This is a genomic window from Streptomyces sp. NPDC048255, from assembly GCF_040652415.1.
GTDB lineage: Bacteria > Actinomycetota > Actinomycetes > Streptomycetales > Streptomycetaceae > Streptomyces.
In genome coordinates, this window is sequence record NZ_JBEZMA010000006.1 from 1 (window position 1) to 21,014 (window position 21,014).

Genomic DNA, 21,014 nt, shown 5'->3' on the forward strand with positions numbered 1-21,014 from the left:
AAGCAACGATCGCCCAGCCGGACGACCAGCGCGCGAAGCGCCGCAGGCGCGGCCGGGCCGGCGGCCGCCCGCCGGCCTTCGACCGCGAGCAGTACCGCCGGCGCAACACCGTCGAACGCAGCATCGGGAAGCTCAAGCAACACCGGGCCGTCGCGACTCGGTACGACAAACGCGACTACATCTTCAACGGCACCCTGGCCACAGCAGCCATCGTGATCTGGCTCCGCGACCTCATCAAAGAGCCATCAGACACGGCCTAGCCCTCGGCGAGGTGCCGTTCCACCGTCTCGATCTTCGAGGTCATGCCGTCGCTGACGCCGGGGCGGATGTCCGCCTTGAGGATGAAGGAGACCCTGGGCGCCCGCGCCTCCACGGCGGCCACCGCGCGCCTGACCACGTCCATCACCTCGTCCCACTCACCTTCGACGGTGGTGAACATGGCGTCGGTGCGGTTGGGCAGGCCGGACTCGCGCACCACGCGGACCGCGTCGGCCACGTACTCGCCGACCTCCTCGCCGACCCCCAGCGGGGTCACGGAGAACGCGACGATCATGCGTCGGCCGCCGCACGGGCACGGGCCGCGATCACGCTGTCGGCCTCGTCACGCTTGAGCAGCTTGTCGCCGTACAGCCCGCCGAAGGGCAGCAGGGCGAGGCCGAAGAACAGCAGGACCTTCATGAACGGCCACTTCGCCTTGTTCCAGACATCCAGCAGGAAGATCGCGTAGATGACGAAGAGGACCCCGTGGAGGATACCGAGCGGCATCATCAGGTAGTCGATGTCCGAGATCCGGCTCAGCAGCGAGCCGAAGATCAGCAGCGCCGGGAAGGACAGCGCCTCCGGGACGGAGATGAGGCGCAGCCGGTGCAGGGCGGAGGCGGTCTTGATGTCCACGGAGAACCTTCGGGGTGGAGGTCAGGGTCCGTCCCAGTGTCTCAGCCGCTTTGCTGGATCTTGACCCGACCCCCGGTCCGAAATGGGCCCCTGGCGCCCGAGTGTGGCGCATATCGGCCACAGGGCCCTGTTCGGGCTCGCCCGCTGCCGATAACGTCATCCTGTGGCTCAGTTCCGACTCCAAGGCAGCAAGGTGCTCGCCGTCGACCTGACCGGGGATGCCGTCAAAGCGAAGAACGGCTCCATGGTCGCGTACGACGGTCAGATGGCCTTCAAGAAGATGTCCGGCGGCGGTGAAGGCCTCCGGGGGATGGTGACCCGGCGGCTGACCGGCGAACAGATGACCGTGATGGAAGTGCAGGGACACGGCACCTGCTTCTTCGCGGACCGCGCAAGTGAGATCAATCTGGTCAATCTGCGTGGCGAGAAGCTCTACGTCGAATCCAGCAACCTGCTGTGCACGGACGCCGGTCTGCGCACCGGCACGACCTTCACCGGCCTGCGCGGCGGGGCGACGGGCAACGGCCTGTTCACCACGACCGTGGAGGGTTCGGGGCAGGCGGCGATCATGTCGGACGGTCCGGCGGTGGTGCTGCGCGTGAGCGCCCAGTACCCGCTCTCCGTCGACCCGGGGGCGTACATCGCGCACACCGGCAACCTCCAGCAGTCGTTCCAGTCGGGCGTGAACTTCCGCACGCTGATCGGCGAGGGCTCCGGCGAGGCCTTCCAGATCCGCTTCGAGGGCGAGGGCCTGGTGTACGTCCAGCCCAGCGAGCGCAACACCGTCGGGGGTGACATCTGATGCCGTTCCGCGAGGTCAACTCCAAGATGGTCGAGGCCCAGGTCGTCCCGGGCCAGAAGATGTACAGCCAGCGCGGCGCGATGCTCGCGTACCGCGGCGAGGTCTCCTTCACCCCGAGCCTGACCGGCGGTCAGGGCGGGGTCATGGGCATGATCGGGCGCCGGGTGGCGAACGAGCAGACCCCGCTGATGACGGTCGAGGGCAGCGGCACGGTGATGTTCGGCCACGGCGGCCACCACATCCAGGTGATCAGCCTGACCGGCGAGACCCTCTACGTCGAGGCCGACCGGCTGCTCGCCTTCGACGGCACCCTCCAGCAGGGCACGATGTTCATGGGCTCGCAGGGCGGCGTCATGGGCATGGTGCGCGGCCAGGTGACCGGGCAGGGCCTGTTCACGACCACCCTCAAGGGCCACGGCTCGGTGGCCGTGATGGCCCACGGCGGGGTCATCGAACTCCCCATCACCCCGCAGCGCCCGGTCCACGTGGACCCGCAGGCGTACGTGGCCCACCACGGAGACGTCCGCAACAAGCTCTCCACGGCGCTGGGCTGGCGGGACATGGTGGGGCGCGGTTCGGGTGAGGCGTTCCAGCTGGAGCTGTCCGGCCAGGGCGCGGTGTACGTACAGGCCTCGGAGGAGAAGCTGTGAACTTTGGCCCCGTGACGGGCGGACCGGGCGGCCCGACCGTCTTCGACCCGTACACCCTGCCCTCCGACGACAACGTGAACGCGTACACCTTCTGCGTGGAGCTCAAGGGGAGCCAGTGGTTCCTGCAGAAGGGCAAGATGATCTCGTACTACGGGAGCATCGAGTTCAACGGCATCGGCAACGGCCGCTTCGACCGCCTGCTGCGCACCAGCTTCCACTCGCCGCTGCACGCGAGCGACTGGGTGGTGGCCGAGGGGCAGGGCAAGATGCTGCTCGCCGACCGGGCCTTCGACGTGAACTCGTACGACCTGGAGAACGGGAACCTGACGATCCGCTCAGGCAATCTGCTCGCATTCCAGCCCTCCCTCGCGCTGAAGCAGTCGATCGTCCCGGGCTTCCTGACGCTGATCGGAACCGGGAAGTTCGTGGCGGCGTCCAACGGACCGGTGGTGTTCATGGAGCCGCCGCTGCGCGTGGACCCGCAGGCGCTCGTGGGCTGGGCGGACTGCCCCTCGCCGTGCCACCACTACGACCACGGCTACATGTCGGGCGTGATGGGCGGGCTGCGCTCGCTCACCGGCATCGGGGGCGCCTCGGGCGAGGAGCACCAGTTCGAGTTCGTGGGGGCCGGGACGGTGCTGCTGCAGTCCTCGGAGATGCTGATGGCGGAGCAGGCGGTCGGCACGGTCGGCGCGGGCGCGGCCACGGGCAACGCGCAGGGCGTTCCGGGGTCCGGCCAGGGACAGCTGGGCGTGCCGCGGATGCCGGGGCAGCTGGGTGATCTCCAGCGCCGCTTCGGACTGTGATCCCTCAGACCATCCGATTTTTGTACGTAATTCAACTTCTTAGGTAGAGTTCATTCATGGAGACCGTGGAGACCGAGACCGCCACCCGCTGGCTGACCGACGCCGAGCAGTGTGCCTGGCGCACCCACCTGGACGTCAGCAGGCTGCTGATGCACCAGCTGGAAAAGGATCTCCAGCCCTTCGGGCTCACGAACAACGACTACGAGATCCTCGTGAACCTCTCGGAGTCGGGCGACCACCGGATGCGGATGAGCGATCTCGCGACCGCCACCCTGCAGTCCAAGAGCCGGCTGTCCCACCAGATCACGCGCATGGAGGCGGCGGGCCTGGTCCGCCGCGTCAACTGCGAGTCCGACCGCCGCGGCCTGTACGCGGTGCTCACGGACGAGGGCATGGAGACGATGCGCAAGGTCGCCCCGCACCACGTGGCGTCCGTACGCCGTCACTTCATCGACCTGCTGCCCCCGGCGGCGCTGGCGGCGCTGCGCGACTCGCTCAACCCCGTGGCCGACCACCTGAGGGGCAACCGCGGCAAGATCTGAGGCCCGCGGCCCGGCGCGGGGGCGCTCGGCGCGCCTTCCGCCACCCCCGGCCGCAGAATGGTCGGTGTTGCTCGCTGCCGGCCGCCCGCCGCACAAGCACAGGCGCCGTGGCCGGCCTGAGGAGGTCCAGCCATGAAGCGCAACGTGTGCATCTCCGCCGCCGCGGCCGTCGTCCTGATGGCGGGAGGCCCGGTGGCGGCCGCGACAGCGGCAGCCGCCGACACGGCGAGAACCGTCCCCGCGGCCGCCGTCGCCCGGGTCGACGTGACGGCCGAAGGGGCGGCCGACGCGGCCGTGAAGCACTACCCGGGCGTCGTCGAGTCCCTCGACAGGGACGGCTCGGTCTGGCACGTGGACGTGGTCAGCAAGGACGGCAAGGGCCACGCCGAGCTGGAGCTGAACGCCGAGGGCGCGGTCACCCAGGAGGACAAGGACGCCAACGAGGACGCCGACGAGCACAAGGCGCTCCTCGCCGCCAAGGTCACGGCCGGACAGGCCGCCAAGGCGGCCCTCGCCGCCCACCCGGGGCAGGTCTGGCAGGTCGAATGGGACGACGGCGACGACGGCGGCCAGGCGCCGTACTGGCACGTCGAGGTCAGGGCTGCCGACGGCAAGACCTCGGACGCCGCCGTGGACGCCACGACCGCCAAGGTCACCTCGCCGCCCTCGGACTCGGACGGCGACGATGACCAGGACGGCAACTACTGACGGCCGATTCCGGCCCCGCCGACATGGGACGGCACCTACTGACGGCCCCTTCCGGCCCGCCGACCTCCGGGGCGCGGGCGTCCGGGGCGCGGGCGTCCGGGGCGCGGGCGTCCGGGACGTGCGGGCTCCGGAGCCCGGCGCCCCCGCAACGGCGCCGCACCCGCCCCGCGTGCCTCAGCCCTCGGTCAGCGTCGCCAGCAGCGCGTCGGCGGCCGCGTAAGGATCCAGCTCCCCCTCGGCGACCCGGGCGGCCAGCGCGTCCAGATGCGCGTCGCCGTGCAGGTCGGCCATCCGGGCCCGCAGCGCGGTCACCGCGATGGTCTCCACCTCCCGCGCCGCACGCGCCGCCCGCCGCTGCGCCAGCACCCCGCGCTCGTCCATCCACGCGCGGTGCTTCTCCAGCGCCTCGACCAGCTCGTCGATGCCCTCGCCCCGCGCGGCGACGGTCTTCACGATCGGCGGCCGCCAGTCACCGGCACCCCGGGACTCCCCCAGGCCCAGCATGTGGTTCAGCTCCCGGGCGGTGGCGTCCGCGCCGTCCCGGTCCGCCTTGTTCACCACGTAGACGTCGCCGATCTCCAGGATGCCCGCCTTCGCGGCCTGGATCCCGTCGCCCATCCCCGGTGCCAGCAGCACCACCGAGGTGTCCGCCTGCGAGGCGATCTCCACCTCGGACTGCCCGACCCCGACCGTCTCGACCAGGATCACCTCGCAGCCGGCCGCGTCCAGCACCCGGATCGCCTGCGGGGCGGCCCACGCCAGCCCGCCCAGGTGCCCCCGGGTGGCCATCGACCGGATGTACACGCCCGGGTCCGAGGCGTGGTCCGACATCCGCACCCGGTCCCCGAGCAGCGCCCCGCCCGAGAAGGGCGAGGAGGGGTCGACCGCGAGCACGCCGACCCGCTTGCCCGCCTTGCGGTACGCCGACACCAGAGCCGAGGTGGACGTGGACTTGCCCACGCCCGGGGACCCCGTGAGGCCCACGACGTACGCCCCGCCGGTGAGCGGGGCCAGGGCGGCCATGACCTCGCGCAACTGCGGGGACGCCCCCTCGACAAGCGAGATCAGCCTGGCCACGGCCCGCGGTCGGCCTTCACGGGCCTGCTCCACCAGCGTGGGGACGTCCACCGTCATACGTGCTGCGCTCCTCGGCTCTGTACGGGTACGGCAGGTGTGCTTACTTGCGGACGTGGACGATCAGCGCGTCGCCCTGACCACCGCCGCCGCACAGCGCGGCCGCGCCGGTCCCGCCGCCGCGACGCTTGAGCTCCAGCGCCAGGTGCAGCACCACACGGGCGCCCGACATGCCGATCGGGTGGCCCAGGGCAATGGCGCCGCCGTTGACGTTCACCTTTTCCGGGGTCACGCCGAGGTCCTTCATTGACTGCACGGCGACCGCCGCGAAGGCCTCGTTGATCTCGATGAGGTCCAGGTCGGAGACCTGGAGCCCCTCCTTCTTCAGGGCGTGCAGGATCGCGTTGGACGGCTGCGACTGGAGGGAGTTGTCGGGGCCGGCGACGTTTCCGTGCGCACCGATCTCGGCGATCCACTCCAGGCCCAGCTCCTCGGCCTTCGCCTTGCTCATCACGACCACGGCGGCCGCGCCGTCGCTGATCTGCGAGGAGGTGCCGGCGGTGATGGTGCCGTCCTTCGCGAAGGCCGGGCGCAGCCTGCCGAGGGACTCCACCGTGGTCTCCGGGCGGATGCCCTCGTCCTGGGAGAAGATCACCGGCTCGCCCTTGCGCTGCGGGATCTCGACCGGGGTGATCTCGGCCTCGAAGACGCCGTTCTTCTGCGCGGCGGCGGCACGCTGGTGGGAGCCGGCGGCGAACTCGTCCTGCGGGGCGCGCTCGATACCGAGGCGGGTGTTGTGCTTCTCGGTGGACTCGCCCATGGCGATGTTCTCGAAGGCGTCGGTGAGGCCGTCGTAGGCCATCGCGTCGAGCATCTCGATGGCGCCGTACTTGTAGCCCTCGCGGGACTTGGGCAGCAGGTGCGGCGCGTTGGTCATCGACTCCTGGCCGCCCGCGACCACGATGTCGAACTCCCCGGCGCGGATGAGCTGGTCGGCCAGTGCGATGGCGTCCAGGCCCGAGAGGCACACCTTGTTGATGGTGAGCGCGGGGACGTTCATCGGGATGCCGGCCTTGACCGCGGCCTGGCGCGCGGGGATCTGGCCCGCGCCCGCCTGGAGCACCTGGCCCATGATCACGTACTGCACCTGGTCGCCGGAGATTCCGGCCCGGTCCAGCGCGGACTTGATGGCGAAGCCGCCGAGGTCGGCGCCGGAGAAGGACTTCAGCGAACCGAGCAGCCGCCCCATGGGGGTGCGGGCCCCGGCGACGATCACGGAAGTGGTGTTGTTCGATCCGGACATGAGGCACAGCCCCTTGAGGATGAGGAGTGAACGAGGGTTTACCTGAATGTACTGAGCGGTACCCGCGGCGTCACCGGGCTGCCGGTGTGATCGCTGGCACGTTGCGTGACCCCCCTCCGCAGCGGTGCACTGGTCCCATGCTGACAAGAATCGACCACATCGGGATCGCCTGCTTCGACCTGGACAAGACTGTCGAGTTCTACCGTGCCACGTACGGCTTCGAGGTGTTCCACACCGAGGTCAACGAGGAGCAGGGTGTGCGCGAGGCCATGTTGAAGATCAACGAGACCTCCGACGGCGGCGCCTCCTACCTCCAGCTCCTGGAGCCCACCCGCGAGGACTCCGCGGTGGGCAAGTGGCTGGCCAAGAACGGGGAGGGCGTCCACCACATCGCCTTCGGCACCGAGGACGTCCGCGGTGACTCGGAGGCCATCCGCGGCAAGGGCGTCCGCGTCCTCTACGACGAGCCCCGCACCGGCTCGATGGGCTCCTCGATCACCTTCCTGCACCCCAAGGACTGCCACGGGGTCCTCACCGAACTGGTCACGGCCAACCCTGACCACTGACTGGGCCGGACCCGATTCCCCGGCCGTTGGAGTCCTCTCCCCCGCGTGAGGGGGAGATTCCCGCCTACCTTGCGGTGGCGGGTTTGACGCGACGGGCGCGCCTGACGACTGCCCTCCCGGCAGCCGGGATCGCCACGAGGCCGATCCGGTAAAGGTGCAAGACATTCCTTGCCGCATTGTGGTCGGCGTTGCCGGACCAGCCGCAGTCAGGGTTCTTGCACACGAACACAGCCTGGGACTCCCGGCTGCCGGGAATGGCGTGACCACAGGATGAGCAACGTCGGGAGGTTCCGGCGGCGGGGACCTTGTGCAGGGTGCCGCCTCGCTGGATGAGCTTGTACTCCAGCATCGTGGCCTGTGCGGGAAGTACCGCCAGGAAGTCGGTCTCCTTGCGGGCCTGCCGGATCGCAGCATCGGCGTCGGCCAGAGTCCGCCTCTCCCTGGGCATCATCTGCCACCACGCGTGCAGAAGATTCCACATCGTCCGCGCCGCATGCGCCTGTTCATCCGCCCTCATGGCAAAGGCCGGGGACAGCGCCAGCCGGGCCCGATGTCCCGAAAATCGCGCCCGCGTCTCCCCTGAGTCCCCGCCCACACCGCCACTACAGCACAGCAACCACCTCCAATGGGACCAAAGAGCGGAACAGGCATCAGGCACGACAGCTGGTACAACGCACACATAGTCGGCTGGGGGTGCGATCCGGCGCTCCGCGCTGCGAACCAAGGTGCCCCTGGTCTTCGCCCCGAGGGCCGGGCCATGGGCAAGGCCAGAGGTAGAGTGGCCATGGCTCGGCCGGGGTTCGGTGCGGAGACGGGGTCGGGGCCTGTGACCCTTGCCCCGGTATCTGACACCATTCCCCGGGGGCGTCGTTCAGCGGGCGAGCGATGCTCATTGGGAGTGAGCTTGCGACCAGGGGACGGATGGGACCGCGCTGTGCGGGGCTACGAAAGCCAGGAGAGCCATCAGGCCGAGGCCGACCACCTCTCGCGCTTCGAGGCCGAGATGGAGCGGCTGAAGAAGGAGCGCGGGAAGGCCGTCCAGCACGCTGAGGACCTGGGATACCAGGTCGAGGTGCTGCGCGCCAAGCTCCACGAGGTACGCCGGGCTCTGGCGTCCCGCCCCGCCTACGACGGCGCGGACATGGGGTACCAGGCGGAGCAGCTGCTCCGCAATGCCCAGATCCAGGCCGACCAGATGCGCTCCGACGCCGAGCGCGAGCTGCGCGACGCCCGGGCGCAGACCCAGCGCATCCTCCAGGAGCACGCCGAGCACCAGGCCCGGCTCCAGGCCGAGCTGCACACCGAGGCCGTCAACCGCCGCCAGCGCCTGGACCAGGAGCTCAACGAGCGCCGCCAGACCGTCGAGGCGCACGTCAACGAGAACGTGGCCTGGGCCGAGCAGCTGCGTGCCCGTACGGAGTCCCAGGCGCGCCGGCTCATGGAGGAGTCCCGCGCCGAGGCCGAACAGGCCCTGAACGCCGCCCGGGCCGAGGCCGCCCGCCTCGCCGAGGAGGCCCGCCGCCGGCTGACCTCCGAGGCGGAGGCCTCCCGCGCCGAGGCCGAGTCCACCCTGCTGCGGGCCCGCAAGGAGGCCGAGCGGCTGCTGACCGCCGCCTCCGCGCAGGCCCAGGAGGCCAGCGAGCACGCGGAGCGGCTGCGTTCCACCACCTCGGCCGAGGCCGAGCAGACCCGCCAGCAGACCCTCGACCTCGGCCGGGTGGCCGAGTCGCGGGTACAGGAGGCCGACGCCGCGCTGCGCGAGGCCCGCGCCGCGGCCGAGAAGCTGCTCGCCGAGGCCAAGGAGAGCGCCTCCCGGCAGCTCGCCTCGGCGGAGTCCGTCAACGAGCAGCGCACCCGTACCGCCAAGGAGCAGGTGGCCCGGCTGGTCGGCGAGGCCACCAAGGAGGCCGAGGTCCTCAAGGCCGAGGCCGAGCAGTTGCTGGCGGACGCCCGCGGCGACGTGGAGCGGCAGCGCGCCGAGGCCGGGGAGCAGGCCCGCGCGGCCGCCGCCGAGGAGTCCGCGGCGCAGCTGGCGAAGGCCGCCCGGACGGCGGAAGACGTTCTGAACAAGGCCTCCGAGGACGCCCGGGCCACCACCCGGGCGGCATCGGAGGAAGCCGAACGGATCCGCCGCGAGGCGGAGTCCGAGGCCGAGCGGCTGCGTTCGCAGGCGGCGGCGACGGCGGACGAGCTCAAGGGCGCCGCGAAGGACGACACCGAGGAGTACCGGGCCCGTACCGTCGAGCTCCAGGAGGAGGCCCGGCGGCTGCGCGGCGAGGCGGAGCAGCTGCGCGCCGAGGCCGTCGCCGAGGGCGAGCGGATCCGCGGCGAGGCCCGCCGCGAGGCGGTCCAGCAGATCGAGGAGGCGGCCCGGACGGCCGAGGAGCTCCTCGGCAAGGCCAAGGCGGACGCGGACGAGCTGCGCGGCGGGGCGAACGCCGAGAGCGAGCGGGTCCGCGCCGAGGCCGTGGAGCGGGCGACCACCCTGCGCAAGCAGGCCGAGGAGACCCTGGAGCGCACCCGCGCCGAGGCCGAACGGCTGCACGCCGAGGCCGCGGAACAGGCGGAAGCCGTACGGTCCGAGGCGGACGCGGAGGCCCGGCGGCGGCGCGAGGAGACCGAGCAGGCCCTGGCCGCGAAGCGGGCGGAGGCCGACGAGGAACTCGTACGGCTGCACACGGACGCCGAGAGCCGGCTGGGCACGGCCGAGCAGACCCTGCGCGATGCCCGGGCGGCGGCGGAGAACATCCGCAAGGAGACCACCGAGGAGACCGACCGGCTGCGGGCCGAGTCGGCCGAGCGCAACCGCACCCTCCAGGCACAGTCGGAGGCGGAGGCCGAACAGCTGCGCACGGACGCGGCCGAGGACGCCGGGCGGGTCCGCGCGGAGGCCGAGCAGGTCGCCGTACGGCTGCGCGGCGAGGCCGAGGCCGAGGCGGAGCGGGTGCGCTCCGAGGCGCAGGAGACCGCGGACCGGCTGCGCGCGGAGGCGAAGACCGCCGCCGAGCGGGTCGGCGCGGAGGCCGCCGAGGCGCTGGCCGCCGCGCAGGAGGAGGCCGTCCGGCGGCGCCGGGAGGCCGAGGAGACCCTGTCGTCGGCGCGGACCGACGCCGGCAACGAGCGGGCGCAGGCCCGCGAGCAGAGCGAGGAGCTGCTGGCCGCGGCCCGCAGGCGCTCCGAGGAGGCGCAGGCCGAGGCGGCCCGCCTGACCGAGGAGGCCGAGCGGCGCGCGTCGGAGCTGGTGGCGGCGGCCGAGGCCACCGCCCAGCAGGTACGGGACTCCGTGGCCGGGCTGCACGAGCAGGCCGAGGAGGAGATCACCGGGCTGCGCAGCGCCGCCGAGCACGCGGCGGAGCGTACGAAGACGGAGGCCGAGGAAGAGGCCGGCCGGGTCCGCGCCGACGCCTACGCGGAACGCGAGCGGGCCACCGAGGACGCGAACCGGGTCCGCAGCGAGGCACGTGCCGAGACCGACGCGGCGAAGGCGCTGGCCGAGCGCACGGTCGGCGACGCGATCGCCGAGGCGGAGCAACTGCGCACCGACACGGCCGAGTACGCGCAGCGGGTGCGCACCGAGGCCACCGACGCGCTGGCGGCGTCCGAGCGGGACGCGGCCCGGACCCGGGCGGACGCCCGGGACGACGCGAACCGTATCCGCGGCGAGGCGGCCGAGGCCCTGGAGGCGTCGCGCGCCGAGGGGGCCCGGATCGTCGGCGAGGCGAAGGCCGAGGCCGACCGGCTCACCGAGGAGACCCTGGCGGCCAACGCGGCCACGGTCGGCGAGGCCACGGCGGAGGCCGAGCGGATCACCGCCGAGGCCGCCGCGGCCGCGGACGCGACCCGCGCGGAGGCGGCCGGCACGCTGGACGAGGCCCGCGTGGAGGCGGGCCGGCTGCGCACGGAGGCGGCCGAGCAGGCCGACCGCCTGGTCGGCAAGGCGGCCTCGGAGGCGGAGAAGCTCACGTCCCAGGCGACCGCGACGATGGCGGCGGCCGAGCGGGACGCCACGCGCATCCTGGTCGACGCCCGTACCGAGGGCGACCGGCTGGTCGACGAGACCCGCGCGGCCAACGAGCTCATGGTCGGCGAGGCCGCGGCGGAGGCCGAGCGGCTGCGCGCGGAGGCCGCGCGGACCCTGGACGACGCCCGCGCGGAGGGCGGCCGGATCATCGGCGAGGCCACCGCGGAGGCGGACCGCGTCACGGTGGCGGCGAACGAGACGCTGGCGGCCGCCGAGAGGGAGTCCGAGCAGACCCTGGACGAGGCGCGCGCCGAGGCCGGCCGGCTGCGGAGCGAGGCCGCCGAGCAGGCGGACCGGCTCATCGGCGAGGCCACGTCCGAGGCGGACAAGCTCACGGCGCAGACCCGCAAGGACAACGAGCGCACGGTCGGCGAGGCCGCGAACGAGGCCGAGCGGCTGCGCGCGGAGGCGTCGGAGGCGCTGTCCTCGGCGCAGGAGCACGCGACCCGTACCCGGTCGGAGGCCGAGCGGGTCAAGGCGGAGGCGGCGACCGAGGCGGAGCGCGTCCGCGCCGAGGCCCGTACGGAGTCCGAGCGGCTGCTGGACGAGGCCCGCGAGGAGGCCAACAAGCGCCGCAGCGAAGCTGCGGAGCAGGTCGACCGGCTCATCACCGAGGCCTCGGCGGAGGCCGACAAGCTCACCGGCGACGCGCAGAAGCAGGCTCTGGCCGCCACCACGGCGGCCGAGGAGCAGGCGGACGCGATGGTGGACGCCGCCCGCAAGGAGGCGGCGCGGATCACCTCGGAGGCGACCGTCGAGGGCAACTCCATGGTGGAGAAGGCCCGTACGGACGCGGACGAGCTGCTGGTCGGCGCGCGTACGGACGCCTCGGCCATAAGGGAGCGGGCGGAGGAGCTGCGCGGCCGCGTCGAGGCGGAGGTCGAAGAGCTGCACGAGCGGGCCCGCCGGGAGTCGGCCGAGCAGATGAAGTCGGCCGGCGAGCGCGTGGACAAGCTGGTGCGCGCGGCGACCGAGCAGAGCGTGGAGGCCGAGGCGAAGGCCAAGGAGCTGGTGTCGGACGCGAGCAGCGAGGCGAGCAAGGTGCGCATCGCGGCGGTCCGCAAGGCGGAGGCGCTGCTCAAGGAGGCCGAGCAGAAGAAGGCCGAGCTGTCGCGGGAGGCCGAGTCGGCTCTGGCGGAGGCCCGGGCGGAGGCCGACCGGATCGTCGAGGAGGGTCGCCGTGAGCTGGAGGTCCTGGTGCGGCGGCGCGAGGACATTCAGGCGGAGATCTCCCGTGTCCAGGACGTTCTTGAGGCGTTGGAATCATTCGAGGCGCCTTCGGGTGGCGCGAAGCCCACGGTCGGCGGTCAGGGCGCGGGGGGCGTGAAGGCCGGAGCGGCAGCGGGTTCCACTCGATCGGGCGGTAAGACGTCAGAGGGCTAGTCGGTGCGCTGGATGTGTGCTCCTGATGGAGGTTCAGGCGAACGAGTGACAACCATTCTGTCGCCTTGCCACTCAAAAGGGGTGTCATTGTCCAGATCAAACGTGGAATGACTCGATGACACGCCGCCTGGGCGCCTAGGATTCCCCTAACACCTCACGTAGCACCTCATCGGTCTCATTCGACAGGAACCCCATGAGCGACACTTCCTCCCCCTTCGGCTTCGAGCTCGTGCGGCGTGGTTACGACCGCGGTCAGGTGGACGACCGCATTACCAAGCTGGTCTCCGACCGCGACAGCGCCCTTGGACGTATCAACTCTCTGGAAAAGCGGATCGAGGAGTTGCACCTCGAGACGCAGAACGCCCAGGCCCAGGTGAACGACGCGGAGCCGTCGTACGCCGGCCTCGGCGCCCGGGTCGAGAAGATCCTGCGCCTGGCCGAGGAGGAGGCGAAGGACCTGCGCGAGGAGGCCCGTCGCGCGGCCGAGCAGCACCGTGAGCTGGCCGAGTCGGCTGCCCAGCAGGTGCGCAACGACGCCGAGTCGTTCGCCGCCGACCGCAAGTCGAAGGCGGAGGACGAGGGCGTCCGCATCGTCGAGAAGGCCAAGGGCGACGCCTCCACCCTGCGCGCCGAGGCCCAGAAGGACGCGGCCTCCAAGCGCGAGGAGGCCGACGCCCTGTTCGAGGAGACCCGCGCCAAGGCCGCCCAGGCCGCCGCGGACTTCGAGACCAACCTGGCCAAGCGCCGCGAGCAGTCCGAGCGCGACCTGGCCTCGCGTCAGGCCAAGGCCGAGAAGCGCCTCGCGGAGATCGAGCACCGCGCGGAGCAGCTGCGCCTGGAGGCCGAGAAGCTGCGTACGGACGCGGAGCGCCGTGCCCGCCAGACCGTGGAGACGGCGCAGCGCCAGGCCGAGGACATCGTGGCCGACGCCAACGCCAAGGCCGACCGCATCCGCAGCGAGTCCGAGCGCGAGCTGGCGGCGCTCACCAACCGCCGCGACTCCATCAACGCGCAGCTCACCAACGTCCGCGAGATGCTGGCGACGCTCACCGGTGCGGCCGTCGCGGCGGCCAACCCGATCGTGGACGACGAGCCGGTCACCCGTGGGGTCCCGGCGCAGCAGAGCCGCTAGTACAGAGCGCCGGTACGCCGATTCCTACTCGCTGGTAGCGAAACTGGCACGTCAGGGCCGTATGTCACCTGTTTGAGGTGGCGTACGGCCCTTCCGCGCTCTAGCGTGGCCCGCATGATCGAGCTTGAGGGCCTTACCAAACGATTCGGCGCGAAGACCGCCGTGAACAACCTCAGCTTCCAGGTCAGACCGGGGGTGGTGACCGGCTTCCTCGGCCCCAACGGGGCCGGGAAGTCCACGACCATGCGCATGATGCTCGACCTCGACAATCCGACCAGCGGGACGGTCCGGATCGACGGGAAGCACTACCGGGACCTGCGGGAGCCACTGAAGTACATCGGCGCGCTGCTGGACGCCAAAGCCATGCACGGCGGCCGCAGCGCTTACAACAACCTGCTCTGCCTCGCGCAGTCCAACAGCATTCCGGAGAGCCGGGTCGGGGAGGTACTCGACCTGGTCGGACTGACGGCCGTGTCGAAGAAGAAGTCGAAGGGATTCTCCCTGGGCATGGGGCAGCGGCTCGGCATCGCCGCCGCACTGCTCGGCGACCCGGAGATCTTGATGTTCGACGAACCCGTCAACGGCCTGGACCCGGAAGGAATTCTCTGGATCAGGAATCTCATGAAGGGTCTTGCGGCGGAAGGACGGACGATCTTCGTTTCTTCCCACCTCATGAGCGAAATGGCGCTGACCGCAGAGCATTTGATCGTGATCGGGCAGGGAAAGCTGCTGGCCGACACGTCGATGGCCGATTTCATCCACCAGAACTCGCGCAGTTACGTCCGGCTGCGCTCCCCGCAGCAGGAACGGCTCAAGGACGTCCTGCACGCGGAAGGAATCGACGCCATCAGCGTTCCGGCCACCGGGGCGCTGGAGATCGACGGTGTGGGTCCGGAGCGGCTCGGCGAACTGGCCGCCCAGCACCAGATCGTCCTGCACGAACTCAGCCCGCAACGGGCTTCACTGGAAGAAGCGTTCATGCGCATGACGGCGGATTCCGTCGAGTACCACGCTCACGCGCCCGGGGTCCCGGGGACCCTGGGGGCTCCTGGCATGTCCCCCGACAACCCGGCCCGGCCGGCCGACGTCCCCGCCTGGGGCGCCGGCTTCGAGGCGACGCGCAAGGGCGGCGAGTGACCATGTCCTACCCTGCCGTCCTCCGGTCCGAGTGGACCAAGATCCGCACGGTCGCCTCCACGAGCTGGACGCTCGCCCTCGTCTTCCTCGTCACCGTCGGGTTCGCCGCACTGTTCAGTGCCACGTTCGACACGAGCAGCATGAACGCGGCCGACCGGGCCACCTTCGATCCCACCGCCATGAGCCTCAGCACGATGCAATTCGGTCAGCTGGCGATGATCGTCTTCGGCGTGATGGTCGTGAGCACCGAGTACAGCACGGGCATGATCCGCACGTCGCTGGCCGCCGTGCCGCACCGCGGCCGCTTCCTGCTCGGCAAGATGACCGTGGCGACGGGGCTTGCCCTGGTCGTCGGGCTGCTGACCAGCTTCGTGTCCTTCTTCCTCACCCAGGCACTCCTCGGTGAGGCAGGCATCGGGATCGGCGAGGAGAACGTGCTGCGCGCCGTGGTCGGCGCAGGTCTGTACTTGGCGCTGCTCGCCCTGTTCTGCATGGGCGTGGCGGCCATGCTGCGCAGTTCGGTCGCCGCCATCAGCCTCCTGATCCCGTTCTTCCTGATCGTCTCGAACCTCCTCATCGGCTTCGACGCGACCCGTACGGTCGGCCAGTACCTGCCGAGCAACGCCGGGGGACGGATCATGCAGGTCGTGCCCAACGCCTTCGGGTCGCCCGAGACCCCGTACGGCCCGTGGGCCGGCTTCGGGATCATGGCCCTCTGGACACTCGCCTCGGTGCTCGGGGGCTACCTCGTCCTCCGCAAGAGGGACGCCTGACGTACTACGGGTGATCCCCGGGTCGGTCTCAGGGGCAGCTCAGGGATCGGCCCGGGACGGAACCAGCGGGGACTCGTTATCCTCTTAACCCTTACGCGGGCGAAAGTCGTCCCGGCCTGGTAAGGGGCAGCAAGATGATCGAGGCAGTCGGACTGACCAAGCGCTTCGGCGCGAAGACCGCCGTCGACCAGTTGTCCTTCCAGGTCAGGCCGGGGCACGTCACCGGATTCCTGGGGCCCAACGGCTCCGGGAAATCCACCACCATGCGCATGATCGTCGGCCTCGACCGGCCCACGTCCGGTCATGTCACGATCAACGGCCTCCCCTTCCGGGAGCTGCCGAACCCCCAGCGGCACGTCGGTGCCCTGCTCGACGCCAAGGCCGTCCACGGCGGCCGCCGGGCCCGTACCCACCTCCTGTCCATCGCCCAGCTCTCCGGGATCCCGGAGCGGCGGGTGGACGAGGTGCTGGCCGTGGTCGGCCTCCAGGACGTCACCCGCCAGCGCGCGAAGGGCTTCTCCCTCGGCATGGGGCAGCGGCTCGGCATCGCCACCGCCCTGCTCGGGGACCCGCAGGTGCTCCTGTTCGACGAGCCGGTCAACGGGCTCGACCCCGAGGGCATCCTCTGGGTCCGCAACCTCATGCGGCAGCTCGCCTCCGAGGGCCGGACCGTCTTCGTCTCCTCGCACCTCATGAGCGAGATGGCCCTGACCGCCGACCACCTGATCGTGATCGGCCGGGGCCGGCTGCTGGCCGACATGGGCACCCAGGAGTTCATCACGCACAACTCGGCCGGATTCGCTCGGGTACGCGCGGCCGACACTGATCCCGATGGCCGGGACACGCTGGGTACGACCCTGACCAAGGCGGGCGGCCGGGTCCTCCAGGAACCCGACGGAGCACTGCGCGTGACCGGGCTGGAGCTGCCCCGCATCTCGGATCTCGCGCACGAGGCGGGCGTACGGCTGTGGGAGCTGTCACCGCACCGGGCCTCGCTGGAGGAGGCGTACATGCGGATGACCCAGTCCTCCGTCGAGTACACCTCCTCGGAGGACCCGCGGGCCGAGCTGTGGGAGCCGGAGCCGCTGAGCGTCCCGGCGTGGGAGGAGGAGCCGCAGGCTCCCGAGGTCCCGCACAGCGGCTTCTACGCGCCCCCGCCTCCCGGAGCCGGCGGGCAGCCCTTCCTGATGCCCAGCAGCCCCGGTGAGCTCGCCGGAGCCGCCCAGAACAACCCCGAGGACACCCGATGACCGGCCCCACGCCCCGCGGCGCGACGACGACCGGCCCGGCGGCGGCCGGCCCCGCACCGCTGCCCTCGCCGCGGCCGCACCTGGGGCACGCCCTCGCCTCGGAGTGGACCAAGATGACCTCCGTGCGCTCCACGGTGTGGACGCTCGGCTCCCTCGTGGTGATCGTCGTCGGCATCGGGCTGCTCGTCATCACGCAGACCGACGACCGCGCCTTCCGGGAGATCGCCTACACCTCGCCGGCCCTGTTCGGCCTGCTGGTCGGGCAGATCGCCGTGATGGTCCTCGGCGTCCTGACGATCACCTCCGAGCACGCGACCGGTCTGGTGCGGACCACCTTCACGGCCGCCCCGGAGCGGCACCGGGTGCTCACCGCCAAGTACGTCGTCTTCAGCCTCACCGCCTTCGCCGCCATCGCCGGATCCGTCGGCCTCGTCGGCACGGCCGCCGCGATCGTGCACAGCGGTGCGGACGCCGGATCGCACGGGATCTCCGAGTGGTTCGCCGCGCTGGCGGGCAGCCTCTACGTCACCCTGCTCGGGGTACTCGCGCTCGCGGTCGGCGCGCTGGTGAGGCATTCGGCCGGGGCGATCGCCGTCATGCTGGGCCTCGTCACGCTCCCGCCGGTGATAGGCGCCATGCTCATCAGCTGGCAGGCGACCACGTCCATCGGCAACACGATCATCAGCTACAACGCGCCCGTGGCGATGATGCAGCTGTTCGGCATGCAGGGCGGCAGCGAGGGGGGCACGCCGCCCTCGGACCTCTCCCACCTGCTGCTGATCCTGCTGGTCGCGGGCGGCGCGGTGGCCGCCTCGTACGTGACGGTCGGCCGCCGGGACGTCTAGCGCTGTGGCCGGAAGGGTTTGCCGGGCGGCGCGACCCGGTGAACCCTTCCGGCCACAGCGCTAGGTCCTGTCCGGGCCGGCAGCCCTAGTACTTCGGCGCGTTACGGGACCGCTGCACCCGCGAGGTGCGGCGGTCCTTCGCGTTCCAGCAGGCCTTGTGCCAGTGGCGCCGGTCGTCCACGCCGCCGTACTCCGGCCAGGCCACCAGGTGCGGGGTACCGGAGGGGATCTCCTGGTCGCAGCCGGGGCAGCGGTAGCGCTTGCCCACCGCGCTTGCGCCCGCGACGTGGCGGACCTTCCAGTCCTCGCCCTGGTACTCCTCGGTGCGCTCCAGCCCGTACCGGTCCATGCCTCCCGGGCCGGTCCCCGACCCCGATCCGGCACCCGAGTCCGAACGGTCGGCTGGATTCCCGCCGCCCCTGGGGCGGTTGTGGCGCGGTGACACGTATACCTCACGGAGGGGCGGACGGCAGTGACTTTCTCCCAGACTACGCGCAGCGAGCCCGGGTAGCCGCAGGGTGTCCGACAGAGGCGGCCGCACCGGGGGGACTGGCCCGACAATCCCAATAACTTTCCTGTCAGGCCGTGCCTTTGGCACGTGTCAGACGTTGTTGCCGGTAAGACGTTAGTCGTAATGGATCAAGAAGCCGGTCCACCTGGGGGAGGCCGCGCCAGCCGCGAGGAGGCTAAAGGCGATGCGCGTAGGAGCGTTCATTCTGGCGGCCCAGTTCCCGGGTCAGGGACAGGGCGAGGCACTGCACCGGGCGGTACGGACCGCCGAGGTGGCCGAGGAGGCCGGGCTCGACTCGGTCTGGCTCGCCGAACACCACTTCGTCCCGTACGGGGTCTGCCCGTCGGCGGTGACCCTGGCGGCCCTGCTGCTCGGCCGGACCCGGCGGCTGCGGGTCGGCACGGCGGTGAGCGTGCTGCCGAACGTCCATCCGGTGGCCCTCGGGGAGCAGGCGGCGCTGCTGCACCTGACCTCGGGCGGCCGGTTCACCCTCGGGGTGGGGCGTGGTGGCCCGTGGGTCGACCTGGAGGTGTTCGGGGGCGGCGCGGACGCGTACGAGAACGGCTTCCCGGAGGCCCTGGACCTGCTGCGGCGCTGGCTGACCGAGGCGCGCGTGGGTGCCTCCGGCGAGCGGTACGCCTTCCGCGAGGTGGCCGTCGTACCGCGGCCCTCGGAGGCCCTGGACGGGGACGGCACCGGTCCGGAGGTCATCGTGGCCTGCACCTCGCCGAGGTCGGTACGGCTGGCCGCGGAGCGGGGGCTGCCGATGCTGCTGGGCATGCACTGCGGGGACGAGGACAAGGCGGAGATGGTCGGGCTGTGGCGGCGTACGGCGCTGGCGGCGGGCCACTCGCCGGAGCGCGTGACCGCCGCGGGGCACGTCTCGGCCGGGGTGTGCCAGCTGGCGGACCGCTCGGCGGACGCCCGCGAGGTGCTGCTGAAGGCGCTGCCGGGATGGCTGAAACAGGGGCTGGACGCGCACGTGACGGTGGACGGCCGGGTGCGCGCGATGCGGGATCCGGTCGCGTACACGGAGCTCCTGTGCGCGCTGCACCCGGTGGGCACCCCGAAGCGGGCGGCGGACCGCCTGGCGGCCACCTCCGAGCGCACCGGCATCACCCGGTTCGCACTGCTGTCGGAAGGCTCCGGCGATCTCGCCGCGACGGAGGAGAACGTCCGGCGCCTCGGCGCCGAAGTCCTGCCCCGCCTCGGCTGAGAAGGGCTGCCGCCCCCCGTCGCGGAGCGGCAGCGAAAGTACGAGAACTGCTAGCAGTCCCGCAGTTCAGGCGACTGGTTGAGCAGCTGGCCGCGGATCGAAGTGAACTTGGCCAGCCGGTCGTCCACCGAGGGATCCAGCGGGAACACCGCTACCCGGTGACAGTTCTGGAAGGCCAGGCGTACTCCGAAGTGCCGCTGCAGCGCACCGCGTATCGCGTCACTCGCGAGAGCGCGCAGCAGCTGACCGCGCGCCTGCTCGTCGGGCGGGGGCGTCTGGTTGTCGGCGAACTGTCCGCCGTCCACCTTCAGCTGGGCCACCAGCGAGCTGATCATCTCCCATGCGTAGGGCAGGGAGGTCCGGACGCAGTCGACGAAGGCGGCTTCGTCGACCTCGCCTCGCTCGGCCTGTTCGAGTAGGGCCGGTGAGACGTCGAGCGACATGGGTTCTCCTCTCGCGACCCCGGCTATTTGGGTTGCCGGAGTCTTACGGGCAGGGAAGGAGGCCGCGACGCAGCGTGCACGCTCGGCAACCTCCCGCTCACCACGGTAGGCGCCCCATGGGTGACGCACCAGGAGAATGCGCATACAACGCGCCATCCGCGAACGGGGCTTTCAGGGGCGAATCGCGTGGAGGCCCGTCGGTCGAGTAGCGTTGCCGACCATGCGTCTCGTCATTGCCCGCTGCTCCGTCGACTACGCGGGCCGGCTCACCGCCCATCTGCCCTCGGCACCCCGTCTGATCCTCGTGAAGGCTGACGGCAGTGTCTCGATCCACGCGGACGACCGGGCGTACAAACCGCTCAACTGGATGTCGCCTCCGTGCACCCTCAAGGAGGGGACGGGTGACGACGCCGGCGTGTGGACGGTCGTCAACAAGGCGGGCGAGAAGCTCATCATCACCATGGAGGAAGTCCTCCACGACTCCTCCCACGAGCTGGGCACCGACCCGGGGCTCATCAAGGACGGCGTCGAGGCGCACCTCCAGGAGCTCCTCGCGGACCGCATCGACACGCTGGGCGAGGGCTACACCCTGATCCGGCGCGAGTACATGACGGCCATCGGCCCGGTGGACATCCTGTGCCGGGACTCCGCCGGTGCGACGGTGGCCGTGGAGATCAAGCGGCGCGGCGAGATCGACGGCGTCGAGCAGCTGACCCGCTACCTGGAGCTCCTCAACCGCGACCCGCACCTGGCCCCGGTCCGGGGCATCTTCGCGGCGCAGGAGATCAAGCCGCAGGCCAAGGTCCTGGCCAACGACCGCGGGATGGACTGCGTGGTGCTGGACTACAACGCGCTGCGCGGCATCGAGGACGACAAGCTCCGCCTGTTCTGACCGGCCTCGCCCAGGCCGCTGTCGCGACCGGTCTCCCCCAGGTCCCTGTCCTGCCGGACGGGGACC

22 protein-coding genes are annotated in these 21,014 nt (G+C 71.3%); 15 read left to right on the forward strand and 7 right to left on the reverse strand.

Annotated features, from left to right (window positions below):
- The coding region (locus tag AB0D94_RS07515; RefSeq protein WP_362047025.1) for a transposase at nucleotides 1-260 on the forward strand (260 nt) is incomplete at its 5' end.
- Here the strand turns inward: AB0D94_RS07515 and AB0D94_RS07520 are convergent.
- Together AB0D94_RS07520 and AB0D94_RS07525 are read right to left on the reverse strand one after the other, a co-directional pair.
- Nucleotides 257-553: an MTH1187 family thiamine-binding protein gene (locus AB0D94_RS07520; RefSeq protein WP_362047028.1), complete on the reverse strand. Its 297-nt coding sequence runs from the start codon at nucleotides 551-553 to the stop codon at nucleotides 257-259. The genes AB0D94_RS07515 and AB0D94_RS07520 overlap by 4 nt on opposite strands.
- Nucleotides 550-894, reverse strand: coding sequence for a DUF3817 domain-containing protein (locus tag AB0D94_RS07525; RefSeq protein ID WP_362047031.1), 345 nt, complete (start codon nucleotides 892-894; stop codon nucleotides 550-552). The genes AB0D94_RS07520 and AB0D94_RS07525 overlap by 4 nt, the downstream gene beginning before the upstream one ends.
- A gap of 163 nt (nucleotides 895-1,057) precedes the next feature.
- Between AB0D94_RS07525 and AB0D94_RS07530 the strand changes: the two genes are divergently transcribed.
- The 5 genes from AB0D94_RS07530 (at nucleotide 1,058) to AB0D94_RS07550 (ending at nucleotide 4,402) form a co-directional block, all read left to right on the forward strand.
- Nucleotides 1,058-1,696 carry an AIM24 family protein gene (locus AB0D94_RS07530; protein WP_362047034.1) on the forward strand — a complete coding sequence of 213 codons (639 nt, stop codon included), beginning with the start codon at nucleotides 1,058-1,060 and terminating at the stop codon, nucleotides 1,694-1,696.
- The gene (locus AB0D94_RS07535; RefSeq protein ID WP_362047037.1) at nucleotides 1,696-2,346 is read left to right on the forward strand and encodes an AIM24 family protein; all 651 of its coding nucleotides are present in this window, start codon (nucleotides 1,696-1,698) and stop codon (nucleotides 2,344-2,346) included. Before AB0D94_RS07530 ends, AB0D94_RS07535 begins: the two co-directional genes overlap by 1 nt.
- Nucleotides 2,347-2,357: 11 nt before the next feature.
- The gene (locus tag AB0D94_RS07540) at nucleotides 2,358-3,152 is read left to right on the forward strand and encodes an AIM24 family protein (protein WP_362047615.1); all 795 of its coding nucleotides are present in this window, start codon (nucleotides 2,358-2,360) and stop codon (nucleotides 3,150-3,152) included.
- A 65-nt stretch (nucleotides 3,153-3,217) separates the two neighbouring features.
- Nucleotides 3,218-3,694, forward strand: a complete 477-nt coding sequence (locus tag AB0D94_RS07545; RefSeq protein ID WP_362047618.1) for a MarR family transcriptional regulator — start codon at nucleotides 3,218-3,220, stop codon at nucleotides 3,692-3,694.
- Between the two features lie 132 nt (nucleotides 3,695-3,826).
- A complete protein-coding gene (locus tag AB0D94_RS07550; protein ID WP_362047040.1) occupies nucleotides 3,827-4,402 on the forward strand; it encodes a PepSY domain-containing protein in 576 nt (191 codons plus the stop codon).
- A gap of 174 nt (nucleotides 4,403-4,576) precedes the next feature.
- Here AB0D94_RS07550 and meaB read toward each other — a convergent pair whose 3' ends face one another.
- Together meaB and AB0D94_RS07560 are read right to left on the reverse strand one after the other, a co-directional pair.
- Nucleotides 4,577-5,536, reverse strand: a complete 960-nt coding sequence (gene meaB, locus AB0D94_RS07555; protein ID WP_362047043.1) for a methylmalonyl Co-A mutase-associated GTPase MeaB — start codon at nucleotides 5,534-5,536, stop codon at nucleotides 4,577-4,579.
- Nucleotides 5,537-5,579: 43 nt separating this feature from the next.
- Nucleotides 5,580-6,779: an acetyl-CoA C-acetyltransferase gene (locus tag AB0D94_RS07560; protein ID WP_362047045.1), complete on the reverse strand. Its 1,200-nt coding sequence runs from the start codon at nucleotides 6,777-6,779 to the stop codon at nucleotides 5,580-5,582.
- A gap of 137 nt (nucleotides 6,780-6,916) precedes the next feature.
- On the opposite strand from AB0D94_RS07560, the gene mce reads away from it, so the two are divergent.
- Nucleotides 6,917-7,345 (forward strand): methylmalonyl-CoA epimerase, encoded by a 429-nt coding sequence (mce, locus tag AB0D94_RS07565; RefSeq protein ID WP_031150483.1) that lies wholly within the window; start codon nucleotides 6,917-6,919, stop codon nucleotides 7,343-7,345.
- Between the two features lie 64 nt (nucleotides 7,346-7,409).
- Here mce and AB0D94_RS07570 read toward each other — a convergent pair whose 3' ends face one another.
- Nucleotides 7,410-7,826, reverse strand: coding sequence for a transposase (locus tag AB0D94_RS07570; protein WP_362047049.1), 417 nt, complete (start codon nucleotides 7,824-7,826; stop codon nucleotides 7,410-7,412).
- Nucleotides 7,827-8,279: 453 nt separating this feature from the next.
- Between AB0D94_RS07570 and scy the strand changes: the two genes are divergently transcribed.
- The 6 genes from scy (at nucleotide 8,280) to AB0D94_RS07600 (ending at nucleotide 17,886) form a co-directional block, all read left to right on the forward strand.
- Nucleotides 8,280-12,749, forward strand: coding sequence for a polarized growth protein Scy (gene scy / locus AB0D94_RS07575; protein ID WP_362047052.1), 4,470 nt, complete (start codon nucleotides 8,280-8,282; stop codon nucleotides 12,747-12,749).
- A 193-nt stretch (nucleotides 12,750-12,942) separates the two neighbouring features.
- A complete protein-coding gene (locus AB0D94_RS07580; protein ID WP_030386920.1) occupies nucleotides 12,943-13,881 on the forward strand; it encodes a cellulose-binding protein in 939 nt (312 codons plus the stop codon).
- A 114-nt stretch (nucleotides 13,882-13,995) separates the two neighbouring features.
- On the forward strand, nucleotides 13,996-15,018 hold the full coding sequence (locus tag AB0D94_RS07585) for an ATP-binding cassette domain-containing protein (protein ID WP_362047057.1): 1,023 nt from the start codon (nucleotides 13,996-13,998) through the stop codon (nucleotides 15,016-15,018).
- Between the two features lie 2 nt (nucleotides 15,019-15,020).
- Entirely contained in the window at nucleotides 15,021-15,791 is a 771-nt protein-coding gene (locus AB0D94_RS07590) for an ABC transporter permease (RefSeq protein WP_362047060.1), read from the forward strand.
- A 134-nt stretch (nucleotides 15,792-15,925) separates the two neighbouring features.
- Complete coding sequence (locus AB0D94_RS07595; protein ID WP_362047063.1) at nucleotides 15,926-17,041, forward strand: ABC transporter ATP-binding protein; 1,116 nt, start codon at nucleotides 15,926-15,928, stop codon at nucleotides 17,039-17,041.
- Nucleotides 17,038-17,886, forward strand: coding sequence for an ABC transporter permease (locus AB0D94_RS07600; protein WP_362047066.1), 849 nt, complete (start codon nucleotides 17,038-17,040; stop codon nucleotides 17,884-17,886). Before AB0D94_RS07595 ends, AB0D94_RS07600 begins: the two co-directional genes overlap by 4 nt.
- A gap of 85 nt (nucleotides 17,887-17,971) precedes the next feature.
- Here AB0D94_RS07600 and AB0D94_RS07605 read toward each other — a convergent pair whose 3' ends face one another.
- Complete coding sequence (locus AB0D94_RS07605; RefSeq protein ID WP_362047069.1) at nucleotides 17,972-18,331, reverse strand: ATP/GTP-binding protein; 360 nt, start codon at nucleotides 18,329-18,331, stop codon at nucleotides 17,972-17,974.
- 250 nt (nucleotides 18,332-18,581) lie between these two features.
- Between AB0D94_RS07605 and AB0D94_RS07610 the strand changes: the two genes are divergently transcribed.
- Nucleotides 18,582-19,613 carry an LLM class flavin-dependent oxidoreductase gene (locus tag AB0D94_RS07610; RefSeq protein WP_362047072.1) on the forward strand — a complete coding sequence of 344 codons (1,032 nt, stop codon included), beginning with the start codon at nucleotides 18,582-18,584 and terminating at the stop codon, nucleotides 19,611-19,613.
- Nucleotides 19,614-19,663: 50 nt separating this feature from the next.
- On the opposite strand, the gene AB0D94_RS07615 is transcribed toward AB0D94_RS07610, so the two are convergent.
- Nucleotides 19,664-20,056 (reverse strand): SCO5389 family protein, encoded by a 393-nt coding sequence (locus AB0D94_RS07615; RefSeq protein ID WP_030660337.1) that lies wholly within the window; start codon nucleotides 20,054-20,056, stop codon nucleotides 19,664-19,666.
- Nucleotides 20,057-20,276: 220 nt separating this feature from the next.
- Between AB0D94_RS07615 and nucS the strand changes: the two genes are divergently transcribed.
- Nucleotides 20,277-20,948, forward strand: a complete 672-nt coding sequence (nucS, locus tag AB0D94_RS07620; protein WP_362047076.1) for an endonuclease NucS — start codon at nucleotides 20,277-20,279, stop codon at nucleotides 20,946-20,948.
- Nucleotides 20,949-21,014 lie beyond the last annotated feature (66 nt).